13 protein-coding genes are annotated in these 15577 nt (G+C 67.5%); 9 read left to right on the top strand and 4 right to left on the bottom strand.

Translation table 11 applies throughout. The features are described 5' to 3' along the window. Positions 1–17: 17 nt before the first annotated feature. Positions 18–725: a GNAT family N-acetyltransferase gene (locus BW733_RS06290; protein ID WP_077348917.1), complete on the bottom strand. Its 708-nt coding sequence runs from the start codon at positions 723–725 to the stop codon at positions 18–20. Positions 726–729: 4 nt separating this feature from the next. Then, complete coding sequence (locus BW733_RS06285; protein ID WP_179947142.1) at positions 730–1911, bottom strand: MFS transporter; 1182 nt, start codon at positions 1909–1911, stop codon at positions 730–732. A 78-nt stretch (positions 1912–1989) separates the two neighbouring features. Between BW733_RS06285 and serS the strand changes: the two genes are divergently transcribed. The 9 genes from serS (at position 1990) to BW733_RS06240 (ending at position 12863) form a co-directional block, all read left to right on the top strand. Beyond that, positions 1990–3264, top strand: a complete 1275-nt coding sequence (gene serS, locus BW733_RS06280; RefSeq protein ID WP_077348913.1) for a serine--tRNA ligase — start codon at positions 1990–1992, stop codon at positions 3262–3264. 49 nt (positions 3265–3313) lie between these two features. Then, complete coding sequence (locus BW733_RS06275; protein ID WP_077348911.1) at positions 3314–4120, top strand: HAD family hydrolase; 807 nt, start codon at positions 3314–3316, stop codon at positions 4118–4120. A gap of 156 nt (positions 4121–4276) precedes the next feature. Next, positions 4277–5122 carry an ABC transporter permease gene (locus tag BW733_RS06270; protein ID WP_237268324.1) on the top strand — a complete coding sequence of 282 codons (846 nt, stop codon included), beginning with the start codon at positions 4277–4279 and terminating at the stop codon, positions 5120–5122. Next, positions 5115–5870, top strand: a complete 756-nt coding sequence (locus BW733_RS06265) for an ABC transporter ATP-binding protein (RefSeq protein WP_202970298.1) — start codon at positions 5115–5117, stop codon at positions 5868–5870. The genes BW733_RS06270 and BW733_RS06265 overlap by 8 nt, the downstream gene beginning before the upstream one ends. Continuing rightward, positions 5867–6664 carry a CDP-alcohol phosphatidyltransferase family protein gene (locus BW733_RS06260; RefSeq protein ID WP_077348907.1) on the top strand — a complete coding sequence of 266 codons (798 nt, stop codon included), beginning with the start codon at positions 5867–5869 and terminating at the stop codon, positions 6662–6664. Before BW733_RS06265 ends, BW733_RS06260 begins: the two co-directional genes overlap by 4 nt. After that, positions 6661–7542, top strand: a complete 882-nt coding sequence (locus BW733_RS06255) for a glycosyltransferase family 2 protein (RefSeq protein WP_077348905.1) — start codon at positions 6661–6663, stop codon at positions 7540–7542. The genes BW733_RS06260 and BW733_RS06255 overlap by 4 nt, the downstream gene beginning before the upstream one ends. A 34-nt stretch (positions 7543–7576) precedes the next feature. Next, a complete protein-coding gene (locus BW733_RS06250) occupies positions 7577–9232 on the top strand; it encodes a stealth family protein (RefSeq protein ID WP_077348903.1) in 1656 nt (551 codons plus the stop codon). A gap of 56 nt (positions 9233–9288) precedes the next feature. Next, on the top strand, positions 9289–10161 hold the full coding sequence (locus tag BW733_RS06245) for a hypothetical protein (RefSeq protein ID WP_077348901.1): 873 nt from the start codon (positions 9289–9291) through the stop codon (positions 10159–10161). A 2-nt stretch (positions 10162–10163) separates the two neighbouring features. Beyond that, a complete protein-coding gene (locus tag BW733_RS06240) occupies positions 10164–12863 on the top strand; it encodes a stealth family protein (RefSeq protein ID WP_077348900.1) in 2700 nt (899 codons plus the stop codon). Here the strand turns inward: BW733_RS06240 and BW733_RS06235 are convergent. Both BW733_RS06235 and BW733_RS06230 read right to left on the bottom strand, forming a co-directional pair. Next, the gene (locus tag BW733_RS06235) at positions 12851–14203 is read right to left on the bottom strand and encodes a stealth family protein (RefSeq protein WP_077348899.1); all 1353 of its coding nucleotides are present in this window, start codon (positions 14201–14203) and stop codon (positions 12851–12853) included. The genes BW733_RS06240 and BW733_RS06235 overlap by 13 nt on opposite strands. After that, complete coding sequence (locus tag BW733_RS06230; RefSeq protein ID WP_077348898.1) at positions 14200–15537, bottom strand: Gfo/Idh/MocA family oxidoreductase; 1338 nt, start codon at positions 15535–15537, stop codon at positions 14200–14202. The genes BW733_RS06235 and BW733_RS06230 overlap by 4 nt, the downstream gene beginning before the upstream one ends. Positions 15538–15577 lie beyond the last annotated feature (40 nt).

Here is a 15577-nt window from a genome sequence, read left to right as displayed (position 1 = left end):
CCCTCGTCAGGCAGCCCTCAGGTGTCGTCCGGGATCACGTCCCAGAGGGCGAACCGGGTCATTGCGGAGCGTCTCGCGGTCGCTGCAGAGGCGAGGTTGTCCACCTGGCAGCGGTAGAGCGGCTGGTACCCCTCATCGACGATGTGCCTGCTTATCGCCCGCACCACCGCCCGGGCGTGACCCCGGCCACGGTGATCGGGGCGGGTGAGGATGCCGATGTCGGCCACCACCGAGTCCCGCCATGGGTAGGCGCTGGCCGCGGAGACGATCTCGTCGCCATCGAACAGCCCGAAGGCGGCCCAATGGTCGACCTCCACGTAGGCCTCGTCCACCTCGGAGGGGCTGCAGGTGTCCGTGAGGCGGGCGAAGCGGTCGGCGTCTGCGGGGCCGAGTCGACGGATCGACGCCGCGTTTCCTTCACCCATCAGGCGTGGCAGGTGGGCGTCGTCGAAACCGAAGATGTGGTCTGGCCCGTTGAGCCTCGCCCCTGCCCGTGCTACGGCCTCGACCAGCGCGTCGTCATCGAGCCTGGCGCCGTCGACCAGACTGGCGCGGGCGGCGAAGGCGGGCGAGGCCGCGACCAGTCGTCGCCCGTCGAGGGTCAGGATCGTCTGGATCGCATGCGTCAGGTCCTCACGCAGGCCGACGAACCACGTTCCGTCGGGTGCCGAATCTCTCGGAAACCGCTCGAGCCAGAACCTGGTGAACGCGGTGGGGTGAGGCATGGGGTCAGGCCAACCGCCGCTTGACCATGAACCACGGCACTGCCGCGATGGCCATGATGATGCCGGTCACCGCGAAGGCCCAGCCGAACCCCACCATGTCGGCGATGGCGCCGGCCAGCAGCGTTCCGGCGATCGACCCGAGGTCGGTCGCCATCGAGTAGGTGGAGAGAGCCTGGCCGCCGTTGCGGTTGGAGCCGATCAGGTCGGCGAGCAGGGCCTGCGAGGCGGGGGCGATGAACGCCGCTCCGGCTCCCGCCACGACGGACAACCCGAGGAACCAGGGCAGCGTGTCCAGCCAACCGAAGGGGAGGGTCGCCGCGGCCGAGATCACCAGCCCGAGCACCAGGAAGGGACGCCGTCCCCGTCTGTCGATCAGCCTTCCCGTCGCCTGCTGGGTGACCGCGTTGCCCAGCGCGAACAGCGTCAACGCGATGCCTGCGGCCGCGCTCCCGATCGCGGGAACGGCCGCGGCCATCAGCGGAAGCAGCGCGATCCGCACGCCGAAGTTGGACCAGCCGTGGGCGAAGCCCGTGACCAGTAGCGCCCGGTAGTAGGGAAGCCCCAGCGCCTCCTGGAGGGTCATCCGCTCCTGCACCACCCCTGGCGCCGGACGCCCGCCCGCGCCGCCGCGCAGGAAGATCATCACGACGAGCACGGCGATGGCGACGGCGCCCGCGTAGAGGAAGAACGGCATCCGTTGGCCGAGACCCGAGAGCGCCGAGCCGAGGATCGGGCCGAGGATGTTGCCGAGCAGGAAGGCCGTGCCGTACAGCGACGACGTGTGCCCGCGCTGTGCAGGCGGTGACAGCCGCACCAGCAGGCCCATGGACGAGACGGTGAACATCACCGAGCCGACGCCGCCCAGCCCGCGGAAGACGAGCAGCATCCAGTAACTGTCGGCGAGGCCGCTGAGCGCGCTCGAGAGCGCGACGATGCTGAGCCCGATCAGGTAGATCCGCCGCTCGCCGAACTTCGACACGAGGGCGCCCCCGGCAGGGGCGAACACCAGCCTGACGAAGGCGAAGATGGACACGATCGCCGACGCGGCCATCACGCCTACATCGAAGGACTGCGCGAACTGGGGCAGGATCGGGGCGACGAGACCGTACCCGAGCGCGATCAGCAGAGCCGCAGCGACCAGCACCCAGATCTCGGCCGGAATCGGCTGTCTCCTCGTCGCTCGCACCCGGCCACCATAGCCGCGGCTCCGGACGCGCCCGGAGCGGCTGCGGCCAAGGCCGTCGGGATCGGTAGAGTTGGCCACATGATTGATCCCAAGTGGCTGCGTGTCGATCCCGATCGCGTCCGACGCTCCCAGGCCGCCCGCGGCGCCTCGGTCGAGCTCGTCGACGAGCTGATCGCGGCGGACGAGTCCCGCCGTGCCGCCATCCTCGCCTCCGAGACCCAACGGGCCGAGCAGAAGTCGCTCGGCAAGCAGGTGGCTCAGGCCAAGGGCGACGAGAAGGCGGCGCTCCTCGCGGCGACCAAGCAGTTGGCCGCAGACGTCAAGGCGTCCCAGGCTGCGACCGGTGAGGCCGAGTCCCGCTATGCCGAGCTGATGTCCCAGCTCGGCAATCTCGTCATCGACGGCGTCCCCGAGGGCGGCGAGGACGAGGGCTCCATCCTCGAGACCATCGGCACCCCGCGCGACTTCGCCGCCGAGGGCTTCGAACCGAAGGACCACCTCGAACTCGGCGAGGGGCTGCGCGCCATCGACATGGAGCGCGGCACCAAGATCTCCGGCTCGCGCTTCTACGTCCTCACCGGTATCGGTGCGCAGCTCGAGATCGCGCTGCTGAACTTCGCCATGAACAAGGCGACGTCGTGGGGGTTCACCCCGATGATCCCGCCCGCGCTGGTCAAGCCGTCCGCGATGGAGGGCACCGGCTTCCTCGGGCAGGCCGCCCAGGACGTCTACCACCTCGAGGCCGACGACCTGTACCTCGTAGGCACCTCCGAGGTCGCGCTCGCGGCGTACCACTCCGACGAGATCCTCGACGGTGGCTCGCTGCCGCGCCAGTACGCCGCCTACTCGCCGTGCTTCCGCCGGGAGGCGGGCTCCTACGGCAAGGACACCCGCGGCATCTTCCGCGTGCACTGGTTCGACAAGGTCGAGATGTTCGTCTACTGCGACCCGGCAGATGCCGAGGACTGGCACCAGAAGCTGCTCGGTTACGAAAAGGAGTTCCTCACCGAACTCGAGCTGCCGTTCCAGGTGCTCGACGTGGCCTCCGGCGACCTCGGCCTCAGCGCCGCCCGCAAGTACGACTGCTACGCGTGGCTGCCGACGCAGCAGCGCTACCGCGAGGTCACCTCGACGTCGAACTGCACCGAGTTCCAGGCCCGCAGGCTCAACATCCGCGGCCGGTTCGAGGACGGTGTGCGCCCGGTGGCGACGCTCAACGGCACCCTCTGCGCGATGACCCGCATCATCATCATGCTGCTGGAGAACCATCAGCAGGCCGACGGGTCGGTGCGGGTTCCCGAGGCACTGCGGCCCTTCCTCGGCGGCCGCGAGGTGCTGGAGCCGGTCGCCTGACGTGCGCTGGTTGGATCGGTTCCTGAGGCGCCCACGACGAAAGGCTGAGATGCCCACGTTCACCCCGAAGCTGGTCGCCCTCGACATCGACGGCACCCTGGTCGACGGGTTCGGAGTCATGCCACCTGAGGTGCACGCCGCCGTGCGTCGGGTCGTCGACGCCGGGGTGCCCGTCGTCCTTTCGACCGGTCGCTCCTGGCTTGCGACGAAGACTGTCTTCGACGAGCTCGGGCTCCCGGACGGCTGGGCGGTGTCGTCCAACGGCGCCATGGTGGTGACCTACCCTCCGTTCGAGATCCACCACGAGACCCGGTTCGATCCCGCGCCGGTCGTGCGCAGGGTCGCCGAGCTCGCCCCAGACGCGAGGATCGCGGTCCAGGACGGGCTGCACTGGCGGGTCAGCCGGGAGTTCCCCGAGGGGGAGCTGCTCGGTGAGACCTCGATCGAGACCCTCGAGGAGCTCGCCTCCCGCGACGTGTCCCGCGTCATCATCCGCGATCCGGAGTCGACCGAGGAGAAGTTCTCCGAGCTGGTCAAGCAGCTCGGGCTGCACGAGGTCGCCTACTTCATCGGCTGGTCGGCCTGGCTCGACATCGCCCCGCAGGGGGTGGACAAGGCGCACGGTCTGCAGATCGTGTGCGATCAGCTGGGCATCGCGGCGGGCGACGTCCTCGCGCTCGGCGACGGGCGAAACGACATCGAGATGCTCGAGTGGGCAGGCCGCGGTGTCGCCATGGGTGACGCTCCGGACGAGGTCAAGGCCGTCGCCGACGACGTGACCGGCGACTTCGCCGACCTCGGCACCGTCGACGAACTCTCCAGGTGGTTCCCACCGGCCGATGCGGCCGCCTCCTGAGGTTCACTCACGACACTCTCACGGGTACGCCGTCCGGCACGCCCCCGTGCCCCGGGGGTAACATGACTCGATGTGCGTGGAGTGTCCTCCACGCGGGCGGCACGCCCGCGTCGACCTCCCCGCCACCCCTGACCGCTCTCGAAAGGTGCCTCGGACGTGACACTGCCCCCCCTTGTGCAGGAATGGAACCTGCCGCGGGTCGGTGCGCGACCATCGTTCCCCAGCTATCTGGCGGAGGTGTGGCGCCGTCGCGACTTCATCGCTACCATGGCCCGCTTCCGGATGCGCGCCAGCCTGGAGAGCAACCGGCTCGGCCTGGCCTGGGTGGTGCTGCGTCCGATCCTCAACGCCGGCATCTACGGCGTCATCTTCGGGCTGCTCCAGGCGGGCAACCGGCCGCCTGACTACCCGGCTTTCGTCGTGATCGGCGTCTTCCTGTTCGAGTTCTTCCAGGGCTGCTTCAACGACGGCTCGAAGGCGATCAGCGGCAACCGCAACCTGGTGCAGTCGCTCGCCTTCCCGCGGATGACGCTTCCGTTGGCTGCCACCGTCGAACGGTTCCTGCAGTTCCTGATCATGATGGTGGTACTCATCCCCATCCTGATGCTCTTCGGCCATTTCCCGAGGTGGGAATGGCTGCTGATGATCCCGTTGATCCTGTGCTTCACGCTCTTCAACGCGGGGATCGCGCTGATCACGGCACGGCTGACGGTGCACGTCTCGGACCTGACGCAGCTGCTGCCGTTCATCAGCCGGCTGCTGTTCTACAGCTCCGGCGTGCTCTTCGCGGTGGACAAGATCCTTGCCAACCACCCGGTCGTGCTCCGGATCTTCGACTTCTACCCGCTCTACCAGGTGCTGGTGATCGCGCGCCATCACCTGATCGGTGGGAATGCCTACCCCAACTACTACTGGGCGGTGCTCGCGGTCAGCTCTGTGGTGATCTTCCTCGGTGGAGCCATCTTCTTCTGGCGGGCGGAAGAGCGGTACGGACGTGACTGAGGCAAACCAGGGTGAGGCCCGCGTCCCCGTCGTCGTCGTGGACGATCTGCACGTCAAGTACCGCGTCTTCGCGTCCGGCAAGGCCGCGGGCGCGGCGCGCAGCGGGCTGCTCAACATGACGCGCGGCATCCGTGAGGTGCACGCGCTCAAGGGTGTCTCCTTCACCGCCTACGAGAACGAGACCATCGGCGTGATCGGCTCGAACGGCTCCGGCAAGTCGACGCTGATGCGCGCGCTGACGGGTCTGACGCCGCCCGCGGCCGGCGCCGTCTACGCCCGGTCGCGCCCCAACCTGCTCGGCGTGGGTGCAGCCCTGCTGCCGAACCTTTCCGGGTCGCGCAACATAGTGCTCGGCGGCCTCGCCATGGGGTTCTCCCGGGATGAGGTCGAGCAGCTCAAGGCCGACATCGCCGAGTTCGCCGAACTAGGGGACTCGATCGACCTGCCGATGCGGACGTACTCCTCGGGCATGCAGGCAAGGCTCAAGTTCTCGATCGCGGCAGCCCGCAGCCACGACATCCTGATCATTGACGAGGCGCTCGCCGTCGGCGACAAGCGGTTCCGCAAGCGCTCCGAGGCCAGGATCCGGGAACTCGCGACCGAGGCGGGGACCATCTTCCTCGTCTCTCACTCCATGTCGTCGATCCGCGACACCTGCAAGCGCACCATCTGGATCAACAAGGGCGAGCTGGTCATGGACGGGCCGACCGACGAGGTCGTGAAGGCCTACGAGGCCGGCCGCACATGACCGCCCGCCCAGCCGCCCCCACCCTGGGGGAACTGCGCGCCGTCGTCCAGCCGGACTGGGTGATGGAGCGCTCGGCCGAGCACTGGACGGGCACGCTGTACATGCGTCGGCTGTCGATCTATCTGACCTGGCTTCTGGTGCGCACCCCGATCACGGCCAACGGCGTGACCTGGCTCATGATCATCGCGGGCGGCCTCGCCGGGCCTGCGCTTCTGATTCCGGGGCTCTGGGGACCCTTGGTCGCCGCCCTGCTCGCCCAGTTCCAGATGCTGCTCGACTGCTGCGACGGGGAGGTCGCGCGGTGGCGCGAGACCATGAGCCCGCGCGGGATCTTCCTCGACCAGATCGGCCACTACGTGGCCGAGGGCTCCATCGGCGCCTTCCTCGGTGTCTCGGTCGCGTTCTCCTGGTTCGGTGAGCCCGTCGACTGGCGCTTCATGTTCATCGGGGCCGCGCTGGCGGCAGGCATCTGGTTCAACAAGTCGCTCAACATGATGGTGACGCTCGCGCGCACCAACTCGGGCCTCGAGCGGCTGCCCGACCAGCCGGCGGTCCGAGCCATCTCCGGTGGCTCGCTGCTCGCCCGGCTGCGTCGCGTCGCGCGCTTCGTCCCGTTCCACCGGATGTTCCACTCCATCGAGCTGACCCTCGTCTCACTGGCCGTGGCCGTCGTCGCTCTGTTCATCCCCGCCGTCTGGCCCTGGTACGTCGTTGCGCTCGCCGTGCTGATCTGGCCGGTCATCGTCGGCCACTTCATCGCGATCTGGGTGTCGCCGAGACTGGCCGCACGATGAGCGCCCCGATCACGGTCGGGGCAGTCATCCTCACGATGGGAAACCGTCGTGAGGAACTCCAGCGGGCGCTCGGCTCGCTGGTCTCCCAGCAGGGGGTCGAGCTCGACGCGGTGGTCGTGGTCAACGGTTCGGATCCGGTGGAGGTGCCCGAGGGGGTCAGGGTGCACCGGCTCGGAGAGAACCTCGGCATCCCCGCAGGACGCAACGCCGGCGTCGCACAGGTCGGCGGCGAGTACATCTTCTTCCTCGACGACGACTCCTGGCTCCTCTCCGACACCTTCCTGAGCGACGCCATCGGCATGCTCCGCACCGACCCCACCCTCGGCATGATCCAGCCACGGATCATCGACCCCGACCGACGCGGCGAGGAGCCGAGGCGCTGGATCCCGCGGTTGCGCAAGGGCGACCCGGCGCGCAGCAGCGAGGTCTTTTCGGTGCTGGAGACCGCGGTCGTGCTTCCCCGCTCCACCTTCGATGCGACCGGGGGATGGCCGGACGAGTTCTTCTACGCGCACGAGGGCATCGAGCTCGCGTGGCGGGTCTGGGACCTGGGCCAGCGGGTCGAGTACCGCGGCGACCTCAGCGTCGCGCACCCGGTGATCGACCAGTCGAGACACCGCGAACTGCACTACATGAACGCCCGTAACCGGGTCTGGCTGGCGCGGCGATGCCTGCACTGGCCATTCTCCTGGCTGTACGTCTCCGCATGGACGCTGCAGCACCTGATCCGCGACCTGCCCGAGACCGACGACCGCGTGTGGTGGGACGGTTGGGGAGACGGATGGAGCGAACGCCCCTGGGCCGGGGCGCGGAGAAAGAAGCTCAAGTGGTCCACGCACTGGAGGATGGCGGTCCACGGACGGCCACCGGTGGTGTGAGCATGGGGCGAAACAGACGAGGGAGGACAACGACGTGGGTGGCCTGAAGAAGCGGGTCGGTGAGCTTGCGCAGCGCCTCTACCGTGCCCTGCCGGCCGGTGGGCGTCGAGGCGTCTCGGCGATCATCCATGGCGAGACCGATGCCCAGCGACGCCTCGTCGAGCGCGTCCGCACGCTGCGGGCCGGCTCGCTCGGAGTTCCGGGGGAAGGCGATCAGCTCGGCGGATCGCTGCTGCATCCCCACCGTGCCGAGATCGCCACCAGCTTCGATGCCCACGCCCACCTCGAAGACCTACGCGGCCGGATCGTCGAGGTCCTCAGCGAGGGCACCGTCCCAGTTCACGAGCTGCCAGGTGTTCGGCCCTGCGTTCTCGTCGTCAGCGACAACGACTGGTCCAGGGCCTGGACGTTGCTCGCCGGCGACCCTCGGACCCGCTCGCTCTGGGCAGCCGAGGGGCGACGCCGCGCCGTTCCCGTCTCCGACGCAGCCGAAGCCCCGGCCGGTGCGGAGTGCCTGCTCTTCCGCAGGCTCGTCGCCCCCGGTGGCCACGTGCTGGCCGACGAATCCATGCATGTCTGCCTCGAACGGTGGAGCGAGGTGACGCAGCGAGGGGTGCGCCGCGTCGACGGTGGAGAGCACGAGATCGGAACCCTCCTTCGTGGCGAATTGGAGCCGAACGGATACGCCTCAGAGCTCAGCCCCGCGGTGCGGGCGACGCTTGTTCCAGGCACCGACGCCGTGCGCTTGCCATCGATCGACGCCGTCACGGAACCGGTCGACCTGGTCTACACGTGGGTCGACGGCTCCGATCTCGCGTGGCTGGAGAAGCGGGCACGCTGGGAGGGAACGGGGTTCACGGTGGACGCCCAGCTGGCGTCCCGGTTCGTGAGCCACGACGAACTGCGCTACTCGCTGCGGTCCGTCGAGATGTACGCCAACTGGTTCAACCACCTCTACCTCGTCACCGACGCCCAGGTGCCCGAGTGGCTCAACCGCGAGCATCCGCGACTCACCGTCGTCGACCACCGCGACCTCTTCACCGAGGATGAGGTCCCCCTGTTCAACTCGCACGCCATCGAATCGAGGCTGCACCACATCCCCGGGCTCTCCGAGCGCTTCATCTATCTCAACGACGACGTCTTCTTCGGCTCGACCGTGTGGCCTGAGGATTTCTACACGGGTGCAGGACAGGCGCGGTTCTTCCCCAGCAGGGCGACGATCGACCCTGGGCCGAGCCGTCCGGACGACGTTTCGGTGACGAGTGCCGCGAAGAACAACCGCGACCTCCTGGAGCGGGCGCTCGGACGGACCATCACGACGAAGCTGAAGCACACGCCGCACGCCCAACTCGTCTCTCTGCTCAATGAGCTCGAGGAGCGGTTCCCTGAGGTCTTCGAGGGCAACGTGCGGGCCAGATTCCGCTCACACACCGATCACTCGGTGGTGTCAGGGCTCGCCCAGCGGTACGGGGCGGCGACGGGGCGGGCAGTCGTGTCCCGGATCGCCTACAACTACGCAGACATCAGCCGCCCCGACATCGAGCAGGTGCTCGCCCGATGGCTGCGATCCAGGCAGTTCGCGGTGTTCTGCCTCAATGACACGGGAACCGCGCTCGACGACGCCAAGGCCAAGGCCTTCGACGCTTACCTTCGGCGTTATTTCCCCGTTGCGAGCGGCTTCGAGTTGTGAGGAACCACCCACGTGAGGCAGCGTGGACCAGAACAGGTGAATGAGAGGGACTGCAGATGGCGATGAAGGATCTGGTGCCGGAGGCGATGCGGCCTGCGGCGAAGAGGCTGCGCAGAAAGCTGGTGGCCCGTGTGGAGGGGATCCGCACGCCTGCTGGTCCTGCGACCAGTGGACCGGCGCTGACGGACGTGGCCATCGCCGATGAACATGTCCTGACCTTTCTCATCTCGTCCAAGGCTCCCGTTGCCCAACTGTCGGCTCAGGTCGAAGCTGCGGCCGGCACGACTTCCAGCGAACTGCAGGAGCTCCTGCGTTACGACCAGGATGGGAGATCGTTCGTGCTCGCCAAGCTGTCGCAGGACAGCCGCCTGGTTCCCGGGACGAAGATCCGCGTCATGACTGACCAGGGGGAGGTCTCACTCTCATCCATGAAGGTGCGGCAGACCCGGGACAAGAGCTACCCGCTGATCGACCGGCTTGTGGTCAGGAAGGGAAACGGCGCGCTGCTCATCGAGGAGGGGAAGCAGAGGAAGCTCCAAGCCCCGTTGCTTGGCAGCCTCACGTGGACCGATGAGCCGTCGGCACTCGTGATCTCAACAGATCTCGTGCTCTCCGCCGCCTCACTGCGCGCGAGGGACGAGGACGGAGAGAGCGTTGCAATCCCAACCGCCGGACCGGGACTCGTCGTGACGGCCGACCTGCTCGCACGACTCTGCCCGACTGGCCACGTGGGGCCGGTTCTGATGGACATCGAGGTCACCACGGAAGGAGCACACGGTGGCATTTCGCATCCAGACCCCTGGCTTCGAGTGCCCAGGAACTATCAGACATTCCTGCCCCACACGGTGGTGGACTCGGAACACACGCTGCTGGTGCGTCCCTACTGGACTCTCAGCGGAAACCTGTCGCTGAAGGTGAGGAACCGGTGAGCATGAAGAAACTCAACATCCAGTACCTCCTGATGACTGCTGACCTGGTCGGTGGAACCGAACAGGCGATCATCCATCAGGCCAATGCGCTGGCTCGGCGTGGACATACAGTCAGCATCATCAGCGTCTTCCGTGACGCGGACCGTCCGCATTTCCACATCCACCCGAAGGTGCAGGTCACCTACGCAATCGATCGACGGGATGACAGGATCAGGCCTCACCGTTGGGTGGCAAGCCAGATCCCCGATCCCGTCTGGCTCCATAAGCAGGGCTCGGCCATCTCCCCCCCCGGTTGGGATGTACAGTTCACGGCTCTGTGCGATCTCGTTCTTCCTCCGCTACTGCGGCGCTCTAGGGCCGAGATCATCGTTGCACCCACCCCGCCGCTTGTCGCGTACGCCACTCTCTTCTGCCCGAAGGTGGCCATTGTCCAGCAGGAGCATCGGCCGACGGCCTTCCGCGCCAGGGGAGCCTTCAACAAGATCAACGAGTTCAGCGATCGGATCGACGCGCTCGTATCTCTCACCGAGCGTTCGACGACCTGGCTGACGGAGAACCTCACGGGCAGCCCAATGTTGCCCACCATCCCCAACATGAACCCGAACGGTTTCTACGCGCAGTCGTCATGCCGGTCCAAGGTCATCATTGCGGCAGGGCGTCACGCTCCACAGAAGAGGTTCGAGCACCTTGTCGAGGCATTCTCGATGGTCGCCGAGGAGTTCCCGGACTGGGAACTTCGGATCTTCGGGGAGGGCCCGTACAAGGGGCGGATCCAGACGGTGATTGAGGAGGCCGGGCTCGGAGACCAGATCCACCTCTTCCCATTCGTTCAGGATCTCCGCCTCGAGATGTCTAAGGCGTCCATCGCCGCGATGACCTCCATCTTTGAGGGGCTGCCGCTCGTAGGCCTCGAAGCGGTCGCCACCGGTATCCCGTTCGTGTCCTACGACATCCCGACCGGGCCGGCCGAGATCATCGAGGACGGAGTCAACGGCTACCTCGTCCCGGCTGAAGACACGCATGCCTTCGCGCAGCGTCTGCGCACCCTGATGGCGGATGAAGACCTGAGGATCGCGATGGGGGCTAACGCGCGTGCATCCTCCGAGCGCTACTCGGAGCAGGTCGTGACCGACCAGTGGGAGGAGTTGTTCTGGCACCTTACAGGCGCGAAGCGTTCCGAGCGTCTGGAGGCCCTTCCGAGGCCGGTTCCCCCATTGCCTGTCGACGAGGCTGCCCCCGCCGTGACACCGCCTTCGGTGGTCCCGGCCGTTCCGAGCGTTGCTGCCGAGCGCACCCTGCGACGACTCACTGCTGCCTTGGCGGAGGAAGGGATCGGCTGGGCACCGATCGCTGGCTACGGCGAGTGCCCCGTGATCGCTGTGCGCGACGTGGATGTCCCTGAGGTGGGACGGACGCTCGCTCATCTCGAAGGGGAGGTCGTCGCCCGCTTCGTCGAGCCGCGCCGCAAGGATGCGCGCTGGTCCAACGGCGCCGCGAGCGTCGGATCGGTGATGCGCTGGAGTGCCTCCCGGGTGTTCGGGCTCATGCTCGACGTTCCGCTCGACCAGGCGAAGGTGAGCGATCCTGGGGCCTTCGTCGAATTGGAGGTCTGGACCACGCAACCGGACGGCACCTACGCTTGCCCGCGGCACAACCGCTGGGCGAGCCTCGTGGAGGAGAACTTCTTCGCCACGCGTCCCGAGCAGAGCCTCGCCAGCCTCGCCGAGTCGGTCTCCGGGTTGTGGTCAGTCCCCGATTTCCCGGTCGACGTCGTCTACATGTGGGTCGACGGGCAGGATCCCGAATGGCTGCGCAAGCGGGCCGAGTTCTCCGAGGCGCCCGGCGAGTATCACGCTGAGGCGACCGACGTGACCCGATTCACCGATCGCCAGGAACTGCGCTACAGCCTGCGCTCGCTGCATGCCTATGCGCCGTGGGTGAATAAGATCTTCCTGGTCACCGACAACCAGCGTCCCTCGTGGCTGGACACCTCGGACGAGCGGATCCAGGTGGTCGACCACCGCGACATCTTCCCGGATCCGAGCGCACTGCCGACCTTCAACTCGCAGGCGATCGAGGCGTGCCTGCACAGGATTCCTGGGCTGAGTGAGCATTTCATCGTGATGAACGACGACGTGATCCTCACGCGGTCGGCCACGAAGGGCAACTACTTCACCTCCGCCGGCCAGGCGCGGTTCTTCCTGTCGCCGGTCAAGGTCAACGATCTGCCCGACTCCCCGCCGCACATCCAGTCGGCGCAGAACAACCGTCGCCTGATTCAGGAACGGTTCGGGAAGACCACGTCGCAGGCCTTTCTGCACACGCCCCACCCCCATCGCCGGTCGGTACTGCAGCAGCTTGAACAGGAGTTCGAGGGGGAGATCGCTGCCACGCGCGCCTCACGGTTCCGGCATGAACGAGACGTCTCCATGTGCAGCGGCCTCGCCCAGTACTACGGCTACTTCACGGGTGAATACATCGAGGGAGCGACGAGGTATTCCTACCTGCAGCTCAACGCGCCCACCACCATCGACCGGATGAAGGCGATCCGTGGCGACCGCAATCTGCGGTCCTTCGCAATCGGCGAGAACTCAGCTGGCGAGGAGCAGTTCGACACCAATGAGGAGCTTCGCGATTTCCTGAACGACATCCTGCCCTGGCCCTCTCCATACGAGGTGTCGGACGAGGCTCAGAAGAAGTAGCGGCTGAGGAAGTCGACCAGCCGCGCCCGGTTTGCGTCGGGCGCGGCGTCGGTTGCGTTGAGGCAGATCACGTCGGCGTCGCGCCACTCCAGCAGGCGCGGCAGGCGCCACCGCAGCTCGGGCGAGGCGACGTCGGCGTAGAAGTGCGAGATCCGACCGGGAACCGCCCGCCCGGTAGCGAGGGCGTAATGCGGGGCCAGTGAGGAGGCGACCGAGAGATCGTCGGGGTGCCGGAACGCGGATCGTCCGGTCGAGCGGAACTCCGCCGGCGCCAGCCGTTCGAGCTCTTCGGTGACCGAGCGTAGCTGGGGGTGCGGGACGTGCTTGAGCTTTCGCTCGAGTCGTGCGCCGGTCAGCCTCGCCAGCAGTTCGCGGTTGCGCTTCGCGGCAGCGACGACGGGTTGGTCGGAGGCGGTGACGGGACCGTCCGGGATCGCCTCGTCGGCCAGGAAGACGCGGGCCCGACCCTCCGCGTCGAAGAATCTCGACGGTGGGCTGTAGCCACCGAGGAAGACGTCGTCGTTGAGGTAGATCCAGTGCTCGGCGAGCCCCGGGATGCGGTGCAGGCGCGACTCGATGGCGTGCGAGTTGAACGTCGGCAGCGCCTCCGGATCGTCGAAGAGCTGCTCGTGGCCCACCAGCGCGACGTGCGGGAACTCGTCGGCCAGCCAGTCGGGCGACTGCCCGTCTGTGACGAGGAACACGCGGCGGCGCCAGGGGGCGAACCGCTCGACGGCGCGCAGCGCGAAGCGGAGCTCATCGATCTGGACGAAACGGGCGTCGTTCGCGGCGCTGGGGTGGAGTGTCGCGGCATCCTGCCCGAGCCTGCTCCGGCGTCGCTCCAGCCATGCCGGATCGGTGCCGTCTACCCAGGTGAAGACGAGATCGATCTCGCCGGAGAACGCGGGTGCGGGTGACGAGGTGACCAGGTCGACGCCGACGTCCGGCCCAGCGACGAACCGTCCCGAACTCTCCCAGGCGTGGAAGACCCGGTCGCCCTCCAGGTAGAGGCCGGGGGTGGCGCGCAGCGTGGCGCGGGTGGCCGGGAGGTCGTCGACCACGATCGCGGGCCGTTCCCAGCCTCGCCGCACCGTCTCGAGCCTGCTCTCGCCGAGGACGTCATGGCAGCGCGTGAGGGTCGCGTCGAAGGCCGTCTCCGCCGATCGCCACGGCAGAGCGGCGAGGCTGCGGCCCCGGAAAGAAACCCGCACCGCGTGGCGGCCATGCGTGCCCCTGTCGCGCAGGCGCGAGACCGCGTGCCCGAGCCGTTCGACCGCCGACTCGGCCGCCCTCCGGGTCAGGTGCAGCGCTGTGCTGACGGGGCCCTTCACGCCGCTCACCCGAAGGAGCGGGCGTCGCGGCGGGCGCGCTCGAGCAGCGAGGCGACCGCCAGCGACTCCGAGCGGCGCAGCTTGAACGACTCCGGCGTCTGGTCGAGGATCATCGAGACGAACTCCGCCAGCTCGTAGCGCAGGCCGTCGCCGTCGTAGGTCGTGTAGTACTTGCGGTTGTTGCGAGGATCCTCGAAGCGGGTCTCAAAGTACTCGGTCAGCCACCACGGGGCGGGCACGTACAGGTAGCCGAGCGTGCCCGAGACGACGAGGTCGCCCTCTGACTTCACGCCGATGCCGACGGTTGCGGAGGCGACGGCGTGTGGGTAGTCGACGTTGACGCGGGCGAAAAGGTCGACCCCGTCCTCACCCTTGCGCAGCACCCGGGACGAGACATCGGTCGGCTTCTCGCCGAGCAGCTTCACGATGGCGAGGAAGGGGTAGGTGCCGAGTTCGGTCAGGGCGCCGCCGACGGGGGAGTCGAGCTCGCGGCCCTCGGTGATGAGCTTGGTGAAGGTGGCGTCGACCGCCCTGATGCTGCCGAGTGTGCCGCTGCGGGCGATGGCGACCATGCGTTGGAATCCGGGCGCGAACGCCGTCTTCATTGCCTCGAGCAGGACGAGCGAACGCGCGTCGGCGAGGGCGTAGAGGTCCTCCAGTTCGGGGACGGAGAGGGCGACAGGCTTTTCGCAGAGGACGTGGACGCCGGCCTCGAGTGCCTTCCGCGCGAACTCCACATGCGTCTCGTGGGGGGTCGCGATGTAGACGGCGTCGACGTGTTCGAGCAGGATGTCGAGCGTCTCGTTCGCCCAGGTGAGTTCGAACTCGTCGGCGAAGGCGGTCGCCTTGGCGTGGTCGCGGGTCCAGACGGCCTCGACGCTGACGCCGGAGACGAACCTCGCCTCGCGCACGAACCTGCGGGTGATCCTTCCCGCTCCGACCACCCCGAGCCGGATGACGCCGCGCGCCTCACGCAGGCCCGTGCTGGAGATGCCCTTTGTGCGCTCGAGGTAGACGACCTCGCAGTAGTCGCTCAGATAGTCGAACTTCCCGACCCAGTCGGAGCCGATGACGAAGGTGTCGATCTTCAGGCGCTGGATGTCGTGGATCTTCTGACCCTCGTACTCCTCGACGATGACCTCGTCGGCGAGACCCGAGTCCACGATGTTGCCGATGCGCTCCACGAGGGACTGGCGCACGTTGAGCTTGCCGCGAGCGTCGTCGTAGGTGGATGCGGTGACTCCGACGGTGAGGTGGTCGCCGAGTTCCCGGGCCCGTTCGAGGAGCCTGCGGTGCCCGTCGTGGAACAGGTCGAAGGTCCCGTAGGTGATGACCCGCTTCATGCCTGCCCCTTTCCGCCGACCGTCGCACGACGGTGCGCTC

Origin of the sequence: Tessaracoccus flavescens, assembly GCF_001998865.1 — a bacterium.
Classification (GTDB): domain Bacteria; phylum Actinomycetota; class Actinomycetes; order Propionibacteriales; family Propionibacteriaceae; genus Arachnia; species Arachnia flavescens.
Note: the sequence above shows the minus strand (reverse complement) of the source record. Positions and strands in the feature narration are given on the sequence as shown.